Source organism: Streptacidiphilus alkalitolerans, assembly GCF_042511045.1.
Lineage (GTDB): Bacteria > Actinomycetota > Actinomycetes > Streptomycetales > Streptomycetaceae > Streptacidiphilus > Streptacidiphilus alkalitolerans.
In genome coordinates this window covers 256,026-272,476 of record NZ_JBHEZX010000001.1, presented here as the reverse complement: position 1 = coordinate 272,476, position 16,451 = coordinate 256,026, and the positions used below count along the sequence as shown (strand labels likewise).

Genomic DNA, 16,451 nt, shown 5'->3' with positions numbered 1-16,451 from the left:
CCTGTTCGGATCTCCTGGCTCGCGAGAGATGATCTCCGCCCATACGTTTTGTGCAGCAGTGGTCACTCAACGTATCCATGGAGGTTTTCGTGCGTCGTTTCATACCTACGGCGGTCGCGGTGCTTGCCGCCGGGCTGAGCACTCTTGCGTTCGCTCCGGTCTCCCACGCTGCCGGACCCGTTCGAGCAGTCGCGGCCGTGTGCTCGATCACCACTCCTTCCGGCGATTGCTACTCAGCGGGTGAGTTCTGCAGCAAGGCCGAGTTGGGCCAGTCGACCACGGCGGCCGACGGCGAGGCGATCAGTTGTGTGCAGGACGGCCAGTACCACCGCTGGCTCGGCGGCAGCTCGACCACTGCCACGGGAACCGGGAGCACCACGACCGGGCAGAGCAGCACGTCCACGAGCGGGACGACGGCGGCCGTTCCGCTCGGCGGGATCGCCGCAGGCGGAGGCGGGCTGGCCCTGGCCGCGGACCGGCAGGCTGCCCCCACCCAGGACAGTGGCCCCGCGCTGCCCGCCGGTCTTGCGGCAGGTGCGCTCGCGGCTGGCCTCGGTGGCGTGCTCGCCGTGCGCAAGCGCCGCGCGGCTGACCGGCGCTGAATGTCCACCAGCATGAGCAGTGGTGGTTGCAGTCCGGCCGGTTGGCGTGTGGGACGGCAACCACCACTTCTGAGAGCCGTTCTCCGGCTCTGCGTTCGTCCGGGATTCTGGTTCGCCGTGGCGGCGGCCTGCGTCGCGTGGGGGCTCATTTCGGTGAGCACCATCTCGGGCACTCTCACCACCACGGCGGGATTGCCGCACCGACTGGTAGCGCCGCAGATCCCGGAAGGGGCCTTCGCCGCCGTCCCTGGGCCTGCACGAAGTGCCGCAGCGATCGCTGCACCCGTCCGGTTGCGGATCCCCGCCATCGGTGTGGACGCGAGCGTGGGCACTGTCACGATCAACCCGGCTGGAGCACTGAAGCCACCGCCCAGTGACACCAACGCCGGCTGGTGGCCCGGGAGCCCCTCGCCCGGCGCCGTCGGGGCCGCCGTGATCGTGGGTCACTTGGACTCCCGGACCGGACCGGCTGTGTTCGCCGGACTGTCCATGCTCAAGCCAGGTGACAATGTGCTGGTCCAGCACACCGACGGCAGCACGGCCGTCTTCCAGGTACGCCGTCTCGACGTCCTCCCCAAGTCCCGCTTCCCGACCGCAGAGGTGTACGGCCGCACAGCCAACGCCCAACTACGGCTCATCACCTGCGGCGGCACCTACGACCGCGTCACGCAGACCTACCTCAGCAACCTGGTCGTCTTCGCCGACCTCGTCTCCACGACGGCCACCGCCCCACGTTGGTGACGGGGTCAACCGACCCGGACGATCAGCTGAAGGGATCCAAACAGCCGGTTCAATAGGCCAGAGCCGTATCTGCCACGCAGGCCGGTACCTGTTCGCCGAACTATGTCACTACTTCACGCAGTTCTTGCAGGTGAGGGGGAAGTGGGGTGTTGACAGTCGGTCACTGACACACAAGGTTTCCGTCAGGGTGCCAGTCCCGGCGGGACGGCCTGCGGCGGCGCGCCTCGCGGATGACGCGAGTGGCATCACCGCCAGTGAGCCGTCCAGCAGTCCGCCTGAACCAACACCACCGGACTTCACGAAACTCTGAGCAGCTCAAGATGAAGCCACCGATCCCGGCAGGGCTGGTTCATGCCTGTGGCTTGTGTCTGGGGTCGGGTGCCTGCTGGATGACGGCCGACGACAGTTCGAAGAATTCCCTTTGATGCTGGCGAATCTTGTATGTAGCTCCCCGAAAATGGACAAGCCAGCCCGGTGCGCCTTGCGCACGGAAGGCGGTTCCGGACTCAATATCGAAGGCAGTGAGCGCCTCTTGAAGGCTGTCCACCACTGGCAGAATCTTGGCTGGACCGAGCAGCTTCACTCTTTCGGCGTTCGGAGTTACAGCACTCACGACCGCATGGATCTGGCCACACATCTCGTTTGCGGCGTCTGCCAGGTCCCTCTCCGACTGGTTCGCGTCGTTTGCAGCCTTCAGTTCGACCATGCGCTTCCACAGCCGCCTCCCCTCGCGCAATGCCCTGTCCACCTCCTGCAGGTAGGTGCTGTGTGCTTCCAGCCGCAGTGTCGCCAACCAGTGCTCATGCTCGATGACAGCTTGTCCCCGAACCTGCTTGTGCATCGTGCCGCGCGTCAGGAACCCGCCAATCCCAGTCGCCCCTATGCCCCCGGCCAGGCCCACCAAGATTGCCCAGGACTGATCCATGAGAATCGGCATGGCGGACGGATAGTCACTCCGCTGGCCCTTCGGTCAACTGTCCCGAGCGCGGACACAGAACCTAGGCCGGCGGTCCCGGCGGGACAGTCGGCGGCGTTGTCTGCGCCCGAATCGACTCGCGGATGATCTCCGCACTCTCGTGCCGCTCCGCCTGACGCTCTCCCGCGGCAATCCGCTGCCGTTCGGTCTCGGCCTCGATCTCCGCCTTACGAACGTCAGCGGACTTCGTGATCTTCGCTTTGACTACGATGTCGGCGGCCGTGGCGAAGGGGCAGCGGCGGCCAGACTCTCCAGGGCGGCCAAGTAGGTGGTCTTGCCAGATACGGATGACCCCAAGAGCCGGACTGCCACAGGGGCGTCAGACGAATCAGCCTCAGTACCCTGCTCAAGGGGTGTCTCGGGGGACTCGTCGGCCATGCAGCAAGGCGAGGCCCCAACCCGACACGCGCCCGGTCGATCGCGCTTCCGACGCAGTACCGTGGGCTGGTGGATGAGCTGCCAGCCCCGATGACGGGTATGACGATCAGCGTTCGGATGCGCCAGGACGTAGTGGTCGTCGATCCGAAGCGTTTTGTCGCTTCAGCCCGCGCGGCGTACCGCGAAACCTTCCCTGAAATCACCGAGGAGAGGGCGGCCGAGGACATCCGCGATGTCTACGATGCTGTGTGGGCTCTGCTGGATCGCTTCGGTCGACTCACAGCCGACACGCCGACGTCAACCGGACTCCCCGGCCAACGGATTCTGGACCGCCCAGACGGACTCTCACCCGCCGGCGAGCGCAGGCACATCGTGCTCAACGATCCGCAACCACTGCAGGACTACGGCTGCTTCATGCCCGAGGAGTACGACCCGTTCGCCATCCCGCCAGGGGTGTGACGGCGTCCACGGCGACAGGCCGTTTTGCAGGATCATTTATCCGAGAAGACATCGAACGTTCGTGCTGGCCATTGGCTGGGCAAAGACGAACGAGCACCTTGGTAGGAGCGCGGTTGTCGAGACCAATCCTCTGGCCCCCGTTGCCCTACCAGTTGACCACCTGCGAGCCAGTCGGCGTCACTTCGGCCTCTCTGGCGTGTGACTGCTACGTTCACCAGTACGGTGCAACCGCGGCGGGACGGCGTGCGCCGCACTACCCGTCCGACATGACGGACGCGGAGTGGTCCCAGGTCAGGGCGTCGATGCCGGTGCCAGCTTGGCAGGAGGGCCGGGGCGAGCGTCCGGAGTCCCATTACCACCGCGAGATAGTCGGCGCCGTGCGCTGCACCGTCGACAACGGGGGTAAGTGGCGGGCCCTGCCTGTCGACTATCCGTACTGGCGGGCGGTTTACGACTTCTTCCGCCGCTGGTCACGCCACGGCTATGTGCGCGAGTTCTACCAGCGCCTGCGGCATCTGGAGCGGATGCGCCAGGGGCGGGCCGCCGAGCCGGGCGCGGGCATCATGGCGCGCAGTCGGTGGACAGCTCGGAGACCTGCCCCGCTGCCACCTGTAGGAGGGACGGCAACAAACTGCGCGACGGACGCAAGCGCCAAGTCCTGACCGACACCGGCGGTCTGCTGCTGGAGGTCACCGTCACTGCGACGAACGTCCACGACTCGGTGGCCGCCCCGGAACTCATCGAGGCGTTCATGGCCGAGCCCGGGCGCCTGCTGAAACTCGTCTGGGCGGACAGTGCCTACCAGGGCCCGGTACTGGCCGAGGCGTTCGCCGCGCACGGGGTGTGGGCCGAGGTGGTCAGGCGACCGGACGGGACCGACGGGTTCGTCGTGTTGGCGCGCAGGCGGGCGGTCGAGCGCACACTGGTGGCTCTCGCGGGCCCGGCGACTGAACCGCGACCACGAGCGCCGACCCGACCACCACACACAGATCGTGTGGTGGGCCGGCCTGATCACCCTGACGCGGAAGCTGGCGAAAGAGCGCCTGCACTGGCCGGAGTTCCGGCCGCAGCGCCTGGACCCGCGGCTGGCCTGATGCCCCGCTCACGCAGCAACCCCCCGCCCGCCTGGAGCGCATAGGCATGGTGACGCACCTTGTCGTTCAACCGAGCCGCATCCCTGCCAAGCGCCAGGGTCAGCTCCTTCACCGTCACCAGCTCCGACGCGGCCAGCACCGTCTCGAACACCTGCCGATACGCGCCACTCAACGCGTCGGCGTCCAGCCCGGCTTGCCACTCCGGCGGCCGAGCGTCATAGCCTTCCCGCAGCACCGGACCCGCAGGCACCGCCTCGCCCACACGCACGGGCTCCTCCAGCATGACCGAAGCAGGTGACACTTCCTCACCTATCCGGCCCAGAAACGCTCCTTCAGCGAACATACGAGCCACCTCCTGGCGGGCGATCCGCGCACACCCCAGCCACTACCGGGCCGCTTCCGCCGGCACTTCGGCCTCCCGCAGCATCTCCAGCCAGGAATCCAGATCCCTCCGAGCCCGCGCCTCCCGGACCTCCAGCAACGCGATCACCGACGGCACCCGCACCTCCCCGACCAGGCCAACGCTCCCTACGCAGGCCGCCTGCGACCGGCCACCCCGACTCCATAGCCACTCGAAAGCTGCTGGCCATCGAGCTACGGACCGGTTCACCGCCACGCACTCAGCCCGGTAGGGCTCGGGGCAGTCAGGCATGAGCAATTGTCAAGACCTGTGGATGAGGCAGTTGCCTCGGTCCCGTGGGGTGGGGGCATGGACGGCGACGGGCTCTTCATGATCGGGGCTCAGGCCGGTAGGAGCGGGCTGACGGTCAAGACCATACGGTTTACTCCGACATCGGGATCGTGCCGTCGACCGACCGAAGCCGACTGGCTACCGGCTCTACGACACCACCGCGCTGGCACGCCTGGATCTGGTGCGCACGGTGCGGGCGGTGGCCAAACGGGGCTCGGCCGGGAGTCTGCGCATTGATCAAAGGCAGCAGCCAAGGGCTGTCCCGCAATGAAGGCGGCGCGTCTACGCCCCGTCGTCTCTCCACAGATGGCGTTCGTGGAGTCGACCGAAGCGGGCCTGGCCCGTAGTGAGGTCAACGAGGATCGGCCAGCAGTCGAGAAGCCGGTCCTGAACGTTCCGTGAGGCCAGGTATCTCACGGAGTTGTAGGGAGCGATCAGCAGGCCATGCTTGATCCGCACCCTGGAGGCGTCTACGGCCAGTTCGGGTTCGTTGCCGCGCCGGCTCTCTCGAAGCAGGGCAACGGCGACCCGAAGCGCCTCTTCCTGGTTCACGCCATCACTCCCCGTCCGCATAACATTCGCCCTGCACTGTAGTGGGGGCGGAACGCACGTCCCGAGTCCGGGACGGCCGTGGTCGCGAGGGCGCGGAGCAGTGGGATTCACGCTACGGCGAACTCGCCCTCGCTTTTTCCCACCCCTGCACGGGAGGGGGTGGGACGGGGCGGGGTGGTCGCGGCAGGGGCCGTCAAAGCGAGAAACGGATGTAGCGGCGTAGCAAGGGCACCTCGACTCCACGCCATCCGTTTCGCAGCAGGCCCCAGAGCGACTACCCCGACCCGGCACGCCCCCGACCCCGCGCACCCACCCGCGCCGCAGGCAAACCTGAACCCCGCACAGCGCAGCGCCCCGCGCCGCAGGCAAACCGAAACCCCGCACAGACCACGAACCCCACCTGTCCAAAAGATCAAGGCTCCGGTTACCGTCTACCCATGCCCACCCTCGCCGAGAAGCTCCGCGCAGCCACCCACCGCGCCACGACCTCGCTGGTCCACCGCGGCTGGCGCTGGCTCCAGGAGACCGGCTCGGTCAGCGCCGCCCGCCCCGGCAGCTACCGGTTCGGGGCCATCGGGGAGCACACCCGGCTGACCTTCCCCCTCGGCTCGGTCTTCAACGAGCGCTGGATCCACCTGGGCACCCACTGCATCATCGGCCAGGGCGTCTCCCTCTCCGCTGGCTTCCTCCCGGGCATCGACCTCGGCCCGTCGCCGATCATCCGCATCGGCAGCGGTTGCGTCATCGGCAAGGACAGCCACATCGTCGGCCACCATTCGATCACCATCGGCGACGACGTCTGGACCGGCCCCGGGGTCTACATCACCGACGAGAACCACTCCTACGACGACCCCGACCTGCCCATCGGCAAGCAGTGGCCCCGCAATGAGCCGGTCTGCATCGGCCCGGGCAGCTGGATCGGCACCGGGGCGGTGATCCTGCCGGGCGCCACCCTCGGACGGAACGTCGTCGTCGCCGCCAATGCCGTGGTCCGCGGCACCGTCCCGGACCACAGCATCGTCGCCGGCGCGCCCGCGCGCGTCGTCCGCCGCTACACCCCGGACGAGGGCTGGCAGCCGCCGATCCGCACGGTCGCACCGAAGCCGATCCCCGAGGGCATCACCCACGAGGAACTGGTCGCCCTGATCGGCTGGGACCTCCGCATCCCCAAGACCCCGACCCAAGAGGCAGACCCCATCGCCTAAAGACGACTACGCCGCCGCACGGCCAACGCCGCGACCCCGGCGAGCCCGGCCAGCAGCGCCACCGACAGCAGCGCCCGCGGCAGCCCCATCCCCTGCGCCAGGAACCCGATGATCGGCGGCCCCAGCACCATCCCCCCGTACCCGAGCATGGACGCCGTGGCCACGCCCTTGGGGCCGTTCAGTGCACCCGCCTGGTCGATCGCGAGCGGGAAGATGTTGGCCAGCCCCAGCCCCACCAGCAGGAACCCGCCCAGGGCCAGCGGCAGCCACGGGCTGAGCGCCGCGACCAGCATCCCGCCGCAGGCGATCCCGGCACCGGTGACCAGCACCCGGGTGGGTCCGAACCGCTCCACCAGCTTGGTGCCGCTGAGCCGTCCCGCGGTCATCGCCAGCGAGTACGCCGCGAAGCCCGCCGCCGCGACCGAGGCCGTGGCATGCAGGTCCGCGCTCAGGTGCAACGTCCCCCAGTCGGCGAGCGCGCCCTCCCCGTAGGCGTCACACAGCGCAACCAACCCGAGCAGCAGCACCAGCACAACAGAACCCCCGACCACCGCGCCGGCCTCCACCCCCGCCGCCCCGGAACCCCCGGCCTCCGCCCGAGGAACCCGCTCCCGCAGCAGCGGAACCCCCGCCGCCACCGACACCACAAGCCCGAACACTGCCAGCAGCCCCAGATGCTGAGCCGCCGTCAACTGCCCGGCCAGTAGCCCGCCCAGGCTCGCCCCGATCAACCCGCCCATGCTGTAGGCCGCGTGGAACGCCGGCATGACGGGACGTCGAATCGCCGCCACCAGGTCGACCGCCGCACTGTTGATGCCGACGTTCATTGCCCCGTACCCGGCCCCGAACAGCAGCAGCACACCGCCCAGCCCGACCACGGAGTGCACCTGCGCCGGCAGCGCCACCGCCGAGCACAGCACCACTGCCGAGACCGCGATCACCGGGTGGTTGCCGTAGCGCAGGCAGAGCCGTCCGACCGGACCCATGACCACCACCGCACCCGCCGAGACGCACAGCAGTGCCAGCCCCAACTGCCCGGCCGAGGCATGCACCTCCGCCTTGACCGCCGGGATCCGGACGACCCACCCGGCGAACAGAAACCCGTCCAGCGCGAAGAACGCGGTGAGCGCCACCCGAGCAGTGCTCCAACTCGAAACCCCGGTCCCCGCCGCCGCTCCACTCCTAGAAGAAGAAGACCCCACACCCACATCAGTTTTGTTTATTTGCGGCACAAAATCATAATAGAAGCGTGCAGCCAACCCACACAAGTCCCGATCGGGGCCGCGCCGCCCTAGGCCCGGCCCTCTCCCTGGTCCACACCGGCGCCGCGCCCACCCGCTCGGTGCTCACCGGCGCCCTCGGCGTCACCCGCGCCACCGCCGGGGCCATCACCGGCGAGCTCCAGGCGCTCCGCCTGATCACCGTGGACGCGAGACCCGCCGGCGGCACCAGGGGCAGGCCCTCGCACCGCCTCGCCGTCGACCCGTCGGGCCCGGTCGTCCTGGCCGCGCAGATCCACGCGGACGGCTTCAGCATCGCCCTGGCCACCCTCGGCGGCGTGCTCGACGGTCCGGAGGACTTCCCGCTGCCCGACCCCGCCACGCCGGAGCACGTGCTGCGCGCGGTCGTCGCCGAGGCGGCCCGCCGGATCGCCGCCGACCCGCGCCGCTGCGTCGGCCTCGGCCTGGCCGTGCCGACGCCCGTGGCGCTGCCCGAGCGGATCGCGGTCGCCGCGATGTACCTGGACTGGCCCTCCGGCACCCCGGTCGGCGAGCTGCTGGAACAGGAGTCCGCCGCCGCGGGCCTGCACCTCCCGGTCGACGTCGCCAATGACGCCAACCTGGCCGCCCTCGCCGAGCACCGCCACGGCGCCGGCCGAGGCGCCAAGCACCTGCTGTATGTGACCTCGGGCCACGCCGGCGTCGGCGGCGCCCTGGTCGTGGACGGCCGACTGCACACCGGCAGCGCCGGACTCGCCCTGGAGGTGGGCCAGGTGACGGTCGATCCGGACGGACGCCGCTGCCCCTGCGGCAACCGCGGCTGCCTGGACGTGGAGGCGGACCCGCCCGCGCTGCTCGCTGCCGCGGGGCGCGAACCCGACCCCGCGCGCCCGCTGCTGGACCAGGCCTGCGAGGTCCTGGCGGAGGCCGCCGCCGGACGCACCCGGGCCCGGGCCGCGGTCGAGCACGTCACCGACCGGCTCGGCCTCGGCATCGCCGCGGTGATCAACATCCTCAACCCGGACCGGGTGGTCCTCGGCGCGTTCCACAGCTCGCTGCTCGCCGCCGCGCCCGACCGGCTGACCCGGGTCGTGGCCGAGCGCTCCTACTGGGGGCGCAGCGGCCGGGTCCCGATCGCCGCCGCCGAACTCGACCGCTCCGAGCTGGCCGGCGCTGCCGAACTGGCCTGGACCCCGGTCCTCGCCGACCCCCTCACCGCGCTCACCTCGCCATAACCCCACCAACCTGGGGCCCCGCCCCTACGCCCCCGCCCCTACGCCCCCGGCCCTACGCCCCCGCCCCTACACCCCCGCCCCGCGCACATACGGCGTGGTCGTGCTCAACACCGAGAAGCCCAGCCGCTCCAGAATCGGTCGGCTCTGGTCCGAGGCGTCGACCTGCAGGTACCGGTAGCCGCGCTCCGCGGCGATCGCGGCCCGGTGGGCGACCAGCGCGCGGTAGATGCCCCGGCCGCGCCACCCCGGCGCGGTCCCGCCGCCCCACAAGCCGGCGAAGCCGGTGCCGGGGTGGAGTTCCATCCGCGCCCCGGACACCGGTTCGTCCCCGGCCATGGCGACGACCACGACCACCTGGTCGGGGGTCTCGGCGAGCTGGGCCACCAGCCGGTTCTTCGACCCGCCCATCTCCCGGCCGAACGCCAGCGTGTGCGCCCGCGCCACCAGGTCCACCCCGGCGGCGTCGGTCACCGGCACCAGCCGTACCCCCTCCGGCAGCTCCACCGCGTGGGCCAGCTGCTCCCGCACCTCGGCGACCATCAGCGCCTCCGTCGGCTCAGGGACGAAGCCGGCGGCCTTCAGCCGTTCCGGCAGATCGACCGGCAGGTCATGCGCATACAGTTTCCACTCGAACTCACGTCCCATCAGCCCGAAGTGCCGTACCTGCTCCGCGATCGCCGCGTCCGCCGTGTCCTGATTCAGGTCCGACCAGACCACCCCGTTCCAGTGGTCCGCCGAACCGCTCTGCCGGACCACCCCGCCCACCCGTTCGACCAGCGCCCCGGGGCCGTCGGGCCGCGCGTTCTCGCGCATCACACGGTCAAAGATCTCGCGTACTTCGTTCTTGTCCATTGGCGCCATCCCACCACCGGACTTCCGGAATCAACAACACGATTTCGGGGCCCGCGCGCAATCAGCGCACACCCCCGGCGCACACCCCGGCGCGCACCCCCGGCACACCACTGGGAAGTACACCCACCTGCCCCCGCATACCCCCGTGGGAGCAGGCCGGAAGCCCGCCCGGGCACGACGACCGCAGGCCGCGCAGAGGGGATTCTCGATACCAGGCAGTCATCACCAACGAGTCACCAACGAGTCATCAACGATTCATCGAGGAGCGCATCATGCACACAACCCTGCTGGCGGACGGCTGGCACGGCGGCCCCGGGCCGTGGATCCTGCTGGTGCCGCTGTTCTGGATCGCCGTCGCGGTGTTCGTCCGCAAGGTCGTCTTCCGGGGACGCGGCTGGGGCCGCCACTGGGACGCCGACCACGGCCCCGGCCCGGGCCAGGCCCGCGGCCCCTGGGCTGCCGCCGCCGGTTACGGACGGCAGGCCCCGGCGCCTTCGCCGATCGACACCCTCAACCGCCGCTACGCGGACGGTGTGATCGACGAACTCGAGTACCGCGAACGCTACGACCTGCTCAGCAGCGTCACCGGCGGCGTCACCGATGGCGTCACCGCCTCACGCACCGCCGCCGGGCCGGAGTCCGGCGGGCGTTAACCCGCCGCCGGCTCGAGTACCTCAACTTCCTTCAGTTTCACCGGGTCCGCCGACCAGGCCAGCCGCAACGGGCGTTCAGGGTCGGCGGCCCCGCCCACGGGCACCGCCGCAGGCTCGGCAGCCACCACAGCGGGCTCGGCGGGCTCCACTGCCACCGCCGGCTCCGGCGCCGGCACGGCCCGCAGCGCGAACCACACCACCTTGCCGGTCTGCTCCGCCTCCGCGCCCCACTCCTTGCTGATCGCGGCGACCAGCGCGAGCCCGCGCCCGCTGATCTCGTCGTCGTCGGGGCGCAGCAGCCGGGGGAGTGCCGCCCCGCCGTCGTGCACCTCGCAGCGCAGGCATCCGTCGGAGTAGGCGAGCCGCAGTACGCAGTCCGCGCCCGGTCCGACGTGCCGGTGCACATTGGAGAGCAGTTCGGTGACCCCGAGTTCGGTGAGGTCGCTCAACTCGCTGAGATTCCAGTGCCGTAGATGCGCGGCGACTATCCGGCGGACCACGGTCAGTCGCCGGGGTTCCGCGGTGAGGTGCAGTTCGTATTGCCGGTCATGCTCATTCACGCGTCGACTCCTCCGCCTTCGCTGGAGACCGACTCCGCGCCAACTCTGGGAACTGCGCGGAGTTACCACGTGGCTACGTTCCGAGATACCTACAGGGTCGCCCGCACGCGGCACATCCGCAACGCGTGGGCGGCCCAGCCGGTTGTCGGGGTCCATGCTGCTCGCTCCATGGCCCCAGCGTAACCATGCGGGCGCGGTGAGTAGCGGAACATGCGCCGCCGTATGGCATATTCCAAAGATTTCTAGGGAATGGAGGGCGGTTACGATGCGCCGGGATACGCCTTTGGCACGGAAATACAGGAATAAGGCAGACAGCAGCCATGAGAACCATCGATGTGGACCGTAGCGACGCCGACTACCGGAACTGGCTCAAGGAGGCCGTACGCAAGGTGCAGGCGGACGCGAACCGCTCCGCCGACACCCATCTGCTGCGCTTCCCGCTGCCGGAGGAGTGGGGGATCGACCTGTACCTCAAGGACGAGTCCACCCATCCCACCGGGAGCCTCAAGCACCGGCTGGCCCGTTCGCTGTTCCTCTACGCGCTGTGCAACGGCTGGGTGCGGCCCGGAAAGCCGGTGGTGGAGGCGTCCAGCGGGTCCACTGCCGTCTCCGAGGCGTACTTCGCGAAGCTGATCGGGGTCCCCTTCGTCGCGGTCATGCCGCGGACCACCAGCTGCGAGAAGATCAGCCTGATCGAGGCCCAGGGCGGCAGCTGCCACCTGGTGGACGACACTCGGACGCTGTACGCGGAGTCGGCCCGGCTGGCCGAGGAGTCCGGCGGCCACTACATGGACCAGTTCACCTATGCCGAGCGGGCCACCGACTGGCGCGGCAACAACAACATCGCCGAGTCGATCTACGCCCAGCTGCGGCTGGAGCGCTATCCCGTCCCGACCTGGATCGTGGCCACGGCCGGCACCGGCGGCACCTCGGCCACGCTGGCCCGCTACGTCCACTACACCCAGGTCGACACCAGGATCTGCGTCGCGGACCCGGAGAACTCCTGCTTCTTCGACGGCTGGGTCTCCGGCGACGCGGGGGTGACCTGCGACCGGGGCTCCCGGATCGAGGGCATCGGGCGGCCCAGGATGGAGCCCAGCTTCGTCCCTGGCGCGATCGACCGGATGATGAAGGTCCCGGACGCCGCCTCGATCGCCTCGGTCCGCGCGCTGGCGGCGGCGATGGGCCGCAAGCCCGGTGGCTCCACCGGGACCGGCCTGTGGAGCGCCTTCAAGATCATCTCGGAGATGCTGGCCGCGGGTGAGCACGGCAGCGTGGTCGGCCTGATCTGCGACCCGGGCGACCGCTACCTGGACAAGTACTACTCCGACGACTGGCTGGCCGCGCAGGGTCTGGACATCGCGCCCCACGCCGCCGTCATCGACGACTTCCTGGCCACCGGCGCCTGGAACGGATAATGACCCGGTGACCCCAGCCCCGGACCCACCCGAACCCGAACCCCGCACCCACTCCCGCAGGGTCGGACGCCGCCCCGGCGGAGCCGACACCCGGGGGACGGTGCTGGCGGCAGCCCGTGCGGAGTTCGCGGCGCACGGGTACCAGAAGGCCAGCATGCGCGGGATCGCCCGTGCGGCCGGGGTGGATCCGGCCCTGCTGCACCACTACTTCGGCAGCAAGGACCGGCTGTTCCTGGCGGTGCTGGACTTCCCGCTGGACCCGAGGGCCGTGGTCGGGCAGATCGTCGCGGGGGAGCGGAGCCAGGTGGGGGAGCGGATCGCCCGCTTCGTGCTGACCCTGTGGGATGACCCGGGGGTCCGCGACCGGCTGCTCGCGGTGCTGCGCGGCGCGGCCGGCAGCGAGGAGATCGCGGCGATGCTGCGCGGCTTCGTGGCCGGGGAACTGGTGGCCCGGATCGCCGAGGGCCTGGAGCTGCCGCAGCCGGAACTGCGGGTGGAGCTGGCGCTGTCGCAGATCATCGGCCTGGCGATGGCCCGCTATGTGATCGCGGTGGAGCCGGTCGCCTCCGCCCCGGCCGACGAACTGGTCCCGCTGCTCGGCCCCACGCTCCAGCGCTACCTGATCGGCGACTGACACCCCGTCCGAGGCTGTTCGTCCTTGACAGTGGCATCCTCCCGCCACAAAACTCATCGCATGATGAATTCTAAGGCGGCTAAGGCAGCTAAGGCAGCTCAGGCGGATCAGGCGGACCACCCGCCGGCCGTCGCCGTCCGCGGTCTGCGGGTGGTCCGCGGCGGCCGTCCGGTGCTGCACGAGCTCGATCTGACGGTCCCGGCCGGGTCGGTCACCGGTCTGCTGGGCCCCAGCGGCTGCGGCAAGACCACGCTGCTGCGCTCGGTGGTCGGGGTGCAGCGGATCTCCGCCGGTGCGGTGACCGTGCTCGGGCAGCCGGCCGGCAGCACCGGGCTGCGCTCGCGGGTCGGTTATGTGACCCAGGCGCCCTCCGTCTACACCGACCTCACCGTCGGCGAGAACCTCCGCTACTTCGCCGAGGTCCTGGGCGCGCCCAGGACCGACCCGGCCCGGGTCGCCGAACAGGTCGGGCTCGGCGACCGGCTGGAGCAGGCGGTGGGCAGCCTCTCCGGCGGCCAGCGGGCCCGGGTCTCGCTCGCCGCGGCCCTGCTCGGCGCGCCGGAACTGCTGATCCTGGACGAGCCCACGGTCGGTCTCGACCCGGTGCTGCGACGTGACCTCTGGGACCTCTTCCACCAGTTGGCCGCCACCGGCACCACCCTGCTGATCAGCAGTCATGTCATGGACGAGGCCACCCGTTGCACCCGGTTGCTGCTGATGCGGGAGGGCCGGCTGCTGGCCGACGACACGCCCGCGGCGCTGCTCGCCGCGACCGGGGCCGCCGACGTCGAGGCGGCCTTCCTGCACCTGGTCGGCGCGACTGCCCTTACTGCCACCGCTGACAACGACGGGACCGCCCGATGAGCCTCCGCCGTACCCTCGCCACCGCCCGCCGGGTGCTCGCCCAACTGCGGCACGACCCGCGGACCTTGGCGCTGCTGCTGGTCGTCCCCTGCATCCTGCTGGTCCTGCTCAAGTACGTCTTCGACGGCGAGCCCCAGGTGTTCGACCGGATCGGCGCACCGCTGCTGGGGATCTTCCCGATGATCGTGATGTTCCTGGTCGCCTCGGTCGCCACCCTGCGCGAGCGCACCACCGGCACGCTGGAGCGGCTGCTCACCATGCCGCTCGGCAAGGCAGACCTGCTGCTCGGCTATGCCCTCGCCTTCGGCCTGGTCGCCCTGGTCCAGGCGGCGGCCGTGTTCGGGCTGACCATCGGCCTGCTCGGCCTGCACATCGCCGGGCCGTCCTGGCTGCTCTTCACAGTGGCCCTCGCGGACGGCCTGCTCGGCACCGCCCTCGGCCTGTTCCTCTCCGCGTTCGCCGCCACCGAGTTCCAGGCGGTCCAGTTCCTCCCCGCCTTCCTGCTCCCGCAGCTGCTGCTGTGCGGTCTTTTCGCTCCCCGCGACTCGATGAACAGCGTGCTGCACGCCGTCTCCGACGTGCTGCCGATGTCCTATGCGGTGGACGCGATGAACAGGCTCACCAGCGAGTCCGGGGTCGGTGGCGCGATCCTGGCCGACCTCGGCGTCGTGGTCGGCTGCGTGCTGCTGGCGCTGGCCCTCGGCGCCGCCACCCTCCGCCGCCGCACCGCCTAGGGGCCGGTGCAGCGGGCGTCGAGGCGGGTCGCGGCGGCGCGGACCGAGCGGGCGATGCCGGGGCGGGCCAGCCGGACCGCGGCGCGGACGGTGAGGGCGGCGTCGATCGCCATGGTGAAGCGCAGCACGGTGCCGCCGTCGGCGGAGGGGGCGAGCAGCCACTCCTCCATCCAGGCCAGCAGTCCGGGGACGTTCGACTGCTCCACCCGGTAGACGAACCGGTGCGGGGCGTCCCAGATGACCACGCTCTCGACGAAGCGGCTGCCGCCGCGCAGCGTCACCGCCCGCCCGGCGCCCGGCCCGTACGGCGGCGGGCCGGTGTAGGCGGCGGAGCGGACCGCGGTGAACCAGAGCGGCCAGGTCGAGGCGTCCTCGGTCAGCTCGCGGAACACCTGGTCCGGCTTGGCCCGGAGCTGGGACACAAAGACCAGCCGGGTCGGCGCCAGCTCCAGGAACTCGGCGGTCACCGGACGCAGTCGCTTCGCCATGGACACCCCGTGCGCTGGGACGAAAGTCGGGACAAAAGCTGGGGCAACAGTAGTGTCGTGCAGTCTAATTGACGCCGGATCAGTCGGACAGGGGCACCCCGGGCACGGTCCCGGCGATGATCACCTCGCGGACCTGCTCCGACACCGCGGAGCGGATCTCCAGCGGCAGCCCGACATCGGTGACCAGGGTGTCGACCTCGTTCAGCGAGGCGAAGGTGGACAGGCCGACCGTGCCCCACTTGGTGTGGTCGGCGACCGCGACCACCCGCCGCGCGGAGGCGACGAAGCTGCGGTTGGTCTCGGCCTCGGCCAGGTTCGGGGTGGACAGGCCGGCCTCCAGCGAGATCCCGTGCGAGCCCAGGAACAGCAGGTCGAAGTGCAGCGAGCGGATCGCCCGGTCCGCGATCGGCCCGACCAGCGAGTCGGAGGGGGTGCGCACCCCGCCGGTCAGCACCACGGTGGCGGCCTGCGCGGGCGCGGTGCCGTGCCGCAGTGCGTTCTCGAAGACGTCGGCGACCCGGACCGAGTTGGTCACGATGGTCAGCCCCTCCACCTGGAGCAGGTGGTGCGCCAGGGCGAAGGTCGTGGTCCCGCCGGAGAGGGCCAGCGCGCTGCCGGGGGTGACCAGCCTGGCCGCCTCCCTGGCGATGTCCTCCTTGGCGGTCAGCTCCAGCGCCGACTTCGCCTCGAAGCCCGGCTCGTGGGTGCTGGCCTCCAGGACCGGCACGGCCCCGCCGTGGACCTTCTCCACCATGCCCTGCCGGGCCAGTGCGTCCAGATCCCGACGGACCGTCATGTCGGAGACGTTGAGCCGCCGGGTCAGTTCGTTGACCCGCACGCCCCCGCGCCGCCGGACCTCGTCCAGGATCAGGGCGCGCCGCTGCTCCGCCAGGAGATTGCTGTTCTCGGCCACCCGTGTGCTGCCTTTCCACGCCGCTGTTTCGGGGCCATCCTCGCACGCCGGTCCGGCCCGGACCATGCGCATCGAAGCTGTGCATCCTGCTGCGCACCGGACCGGAACGCGAGACCATGCCTCCGTTGCCGGTACCGCAGTTGTGGGTAGCGATGTGACAGAGGTGTCGAGCACAGGGGGAC

The 16,451-nt window shown here is 70.4% G+C and carries 19 protein-coding genes and 2 pseudogenes; 13 read left to right on the top strand and 8 right to left on the bottom strand.

Going from position 1 to position 16,451, the window contains the following annotated elements:
- The first annotated feature begins 197 nt into the window (after nt 1–197).
- Nucleotides 198–602, top strand: coding sequence for a hypothetical protein (locus ACEZDG_RS01295; RefSeq protein ID WP_380501245.1), 405 nt, complete (start codon nt 198–200; stop codon nt 600–602).
- On the top strand, nt 603–1,343 hold the full coding sequence (locus tag ACEZDG_RS01290) for a class F sortase (protein WP_380501243.1): 741 nt from the start codon (nt 603–605) through the stop codon (nt 1,341–1,343). It begins immediately after the preceding gene.
- A 349-nt stretch (nt 1,344–1,692) separates the two neighbouring features.
- Here ACEZDG_RS01290 and ACEZDG_RS01285 read toward each other — a convergent pair whose 3' ends face one another.
- Nucleotides 1,693–2,280 (bottom strand): hypothetical protein, encoded by a 588-nt coding sequence (locus tag ACEZDG_RS01285; protein ID WP_380501241.1) that lies wholly within the window; start codon nt 2,278–2,280, stop codon nt 1,693–1,695.
- Nucleotides 2,281–2,766: 486 nt separating this feature from the next.
- Here ACEZDG_RS01285 and ACEZDG_RS01280 point away from each other — a divergent pair, with 486 nt between their 5' ends.
- The 3 genes and pseudogenes from ACEZDG_RS01280 to ACEZDG_RS01270 all read left to right on the top strand — a co-directional run.
- The gene (locus tag ACEZDG_RS01280) at nt 2,767–3,156 is read left to right on the top strand and encodes a hypothetical protein (protein ID WP_380501239.1); all 390 of its coding nucleotides are present in this window, start codon (nt 2,767–2,769) and stop codon (nt 3,154–3,156) included.
- Between the two features lie 266 nt (nt 3,157–3,422).
- Nucleotides 3,423–3,818 carry a transposase gene (locus ACEZDG_RS01275; protein WP_380501237.1) on the top strand — a complete coding sequence of 132 codons (396 nt, stop codon included), beginning with the start codon at nt 3,423–3,425 and terminating at the stop codon, nt 3,816–3,818.
- A pseudogene (locus ACEZDG_RS01270) lies at nt 3,734–3,940 on the top strand (transposase); the annotation flags it as partial. The gene ACEZDG_RS01275 and the pseudogene ACEZDG_RS01270, both read left to right, overlap by 85 nt.
- Nucleotides 3,941–4,167: 227 nt before the next feature.
- Here ACEZDG_RS01270 and ACEZDG_RS01265 read toward each other — a convergent pair.
- On the bottom strand, nt 4,168–4,593 hold the full coding sequence (locus ACEZDG_RS01265) for a hypothetical protein (RefSeq protein ID WP_380502255.1): 426 nt from the start codon (nt 4,591–4,593) through the stop codon (nt 4,168–4,170).
- A 366-nt stretch (nt 4,594–4,959) separates the two neighbouring features.
- Here ACEZDG_RS01265 and ACEZDG_RS01260 point away from each other — a divergent pair.
- Nucleotides 4,960–5,137, top strand: a pseudogene (locus ACEZDG_RS01260) (MerR family DNA-binding transcriptional regulator); the annotation flags it as partial.
- Between the two features lie 86 nt (nt 5,138–5,223).
- Here ACEZDG_RS01260 and ACEZDG_RS01255 read toward each other — a convergent pair.
- Complete coding sequence (locus ACEZDG_RS01255; RefSeq protein ID WP_380501235.1) at nt 5,224–5,493, bottom strand: hypothetical protein; 270 nt, start codon at nt 5,491–5,493, stop codon at nt 5,224–5,226.
- A 437-nt stretch (nt 5,494–5,930) separates the two neighbouring features.
- Here ACEZDG_RS01255 and ACEZDG_RS01250 point away from each other — a divergent pair, with 437 nt between their 5' ends.
- Nucleotides 5,931–6,698: an acyltransferase gene (locus ACEZDG_RS01250; protein WP_380501233.1), complete on the top strand. Its 768-nt coding sequence runs from the start codon at nt 5,931–5,933 to the stop codon at nt 6,696–6,698.
- Here the strand turns inward: ACEZDG_RS01250 and ACEZDG_RS01245 are convergent.
- Nucleotides 6,695–7,930: an MFS transporter gene (locus tag ACEZDG_RS01245; protein ID WP_380502212.1), complete on the bottom strand. Its 1,236-nt coding sequence runs from the start codon at nt 7,928–7,930 to the stop codon at nt 6,695–6,697. The two genes, ACEZDG_RS01250 and ACEZDG_RS01245, sit on opposite strands and share 4 nt — an antisense overlap.
- A gap of 17 nt (nt 7,931–7,947) precedes the next feature.
- Here ACEZDG_RS01245 and ACEZDG_RS01240 point away from each other — a divergent pair, with 17 nt between their 5' ends.
- Entirely contained in the window at nt 7,948–9,153 is a 1,206-nt protein-coding gene (locus ACEZDG_RS01240) for an ROK family protein (protein WP_380501231.1), read from the top strand.
- 66 nt (nt 9,154–9,219) lie between these two features.
- Here the strand turns inward: ACEZDG_RS01240 and ACEZDG_RS01235 are convergent, their stop codons facing one another.
- The gene (locus ACEZDG_RS01235; RefSeq protein ID WP_380501229.1) at nt 9,220–10,005 is read right to left on the bottom strand and encodes a GNAT family N-acetyltransferase; all 786 of its coding nucleotides are present in this window, start codon (nt 10,003–10,005) and stop codon (nt 9,220–9,222) included.
- Nucleotides 10,006–10,277: 272 nt separating this feature from the next.
- On the opposite strand from ACEZDG_RS01235, the gene ACEZDG_RS01230 reads away from it, so the two are divergent.
- Nucleotides 10,278–10,658: an SHOCT domain-containing protein gene (locus tag ACEZDG_RS01230; protein WP_380501227.1), complete on the top strand. Its 381-nt coding sequence runs from the start codon at nt 10,278–10,280 to the stop codon at nt 10,656–10,658.
- Here the strand turns inward: ACEZDG_RS01230 and ACEZDG_RS01225 are convergent.
- Nucleotides 10,655–11,218, bottom strand: coding sequence for an ATP-binding protein (locus ACEZDG_RS01225; protein WP_380501226.1), 564 nt, complete (start codon nt 11,216–11,218; stop codon nt 10,655–10,657). The genes ACEZDG_RS01230 and ACEZDG_RS01225 overlap by 4 nt on opposite strands.
- Before the next feature lie 320 nt (nt 11,219–11,538).
- On the opposite strand from ACEZDG_RS01225, the gene ACEZDG_RS01220 reads away from it, so the two are divergent.
- From ACEZDG_RS01220 to ACEZDG_RS01205, 4 genes are read left to right on the top strand one after another with little or no spacing between them, the layout of a single operon-like run.
- The gene (locus ACEZDG_RS01220; RefSeq protein WP_380501225.1) at nt 11,539–12,636 is read left to right on the top strand and encodes a PLP-dependent cysteine synthase family protein; all 1,098 of its coding nucleotides are present in this window, start codon (nt 11,539–11,541) and stop codon (nt 12,634–12,636) included.
- A gap of 7 nt (nt 12,637–12,643) precedes the next feature.
- Nucleotides 12,644–13,270: a TetR/AcrR family transcriptional regulator gene (locus tag ACEZDG_RS01215; RefSeq protein ID WP_380501223.1), complete on the top strand. Its 627-nt coding sequence runs from the start codon at nt 12,644–12,646 to the stop codon at nt 13,268–13,270.
- 60 nt (nt 13,271–13,330) lie between these two features.
- Complete coding sequence (locus tag ACEZDG_RS01210) at nt 13,331–14,134, top strand: ABC transporter ATP-binding protein (RefSeq protein ID WP_380501221.1); 804 nt, start codon at nt 13,331–13,333, stop codon at nt 14,132–14,134.
- On the top strand, nt 14,131–14,868 hold the full coding sequence (locus ACEZDG_RS01205) for an ABC transporter permease (RefSeq protein WP_380501219.1): 738 nt from the start codon (nt 14,131–14,133) through the stop codon (nt 14,866–14,868). Before ACEZDG_RS01210 ends, ACEZDG_RS01205 begins: the two co-directional genes overlap by 4 nt.
- Here ACEZDG_RS01205 and ACEZDG_RS01200 read toward each other — a convergent pair.
- Both ACEZDG_RS01200 and ACEZDG_RS01195 read right to left on the bottom strand, forming a co-directional pair.
- Nucleotides 14,865–15,356, bottom strand: a complete 492-nt coding sequence (locus ACEZDG_RS01200; RefSeq protein WP_380501217.1) for an SRPBCC family protein — start codon at nt 15,354–15,356, stop codon at nt 14,865–14,867. The two genes, ACEZDG_RS01205 and ACEZDG_RS01200, sit on opposite strands and share 4 nt — an antisense overlap.
- 79 nt (nt 15,357–15,435) lie before the next feature.
- Nucleotides 15,436–16,269, bottom strand: a complete 834-nt coding sequence (locus ACEZDG_RS01195) for a DeoR/GlpR family DNA-binding transcription regulator (RefSeq protein ID WP_380501215.1) — start codon at nt 16,267–16,269, stop codon at nt 15,436–15,438.
- Nucleotides 16,270–16,451 lie beyond the last annotated feature (182 nt).

Bases quoted from the DNA above. Each gene is read 5' to 3' on its own strand.
- ACEZDG_RS01290 (WP_380501243.1), top strand. From the start codon at position 603: ATGTCCACCAGCATGAGCAGTGGTGGTTGCAGTCCGGCCGGTTGGCGT.
- ACEZDG_RS01285 (WP_380501241.1), bottom strand. From the start codon at position 2,280: ATGCCGATTCTCATGGATCAGTCCTGGGCAATCTTGGTGGGCCTGGCC.
- ACEZDG_RS01275 (WP_380501237.1), top strand. From the start codon at position 3,423: ATGACGGACGCGGAGTGGTCCCAGGTCAGGGCGTCGATGCCGGTGCCA.
- ACEZDG_RS01265 (WP_380502255.1), bottom strand. From the start codon at position 4,593: ATGTTCGCTGAAGGAGCGTTTCTGGGCCGGATAGGTGAGGAAGTGTCA.
- ACEZDG_RS01250 (WP_380501233.1), top strand. From the start codon at position 5,931: ATGCCCACCCTCGCCGAGAAGCTCCGCGCAGCCACCCACCGCGCCACG.
- ACEZDG_RS01235 (WP_380501229.1), bottom strand. From the start codon at position 10,005: ATGGACAAGAACGAAGTACGCGAGATCTTTGACCGTGTGATGCGCGAG.
- ACEZDG_RS01230 (WP_380501227.1), top strand. From the start codon at position 10,278: ATGCACACAACCCTGCTGGCGGACGGCTGGCACGGCGGCCCCGGGCCG.
- ACEZDG_RS01220 (WP_380501225.1), top strand. From the start codon at position 11,539: ATGAGAACCATCGATGTGGACCGTAGCGACGCCGACTACCGGAACTGG.
- ACEZDG_RS01210 (WP_380501221.1), top strand. From the start codon at position 13,331: ATGATGAATTCTAAGGCGGCTAAGGCAGCTAAGGCAGCTCAGGCGGAT.
- ACEZDG_RS01205 (WP_380501219.1), top strand. From the start codon at position 14,131: ATGAGCCTCCGCCGTACCCTCGCCACCGCCCGCCGGGTGCTCGCCCAA.
- ACEZDG_RS01200 (WP_380501217.1), bottom strand. From the start codon at position 15,356: ATGGCGAAGCGACTGCGTCCGGTGACCGCCGAGTTCCTGGAGCTGGCG.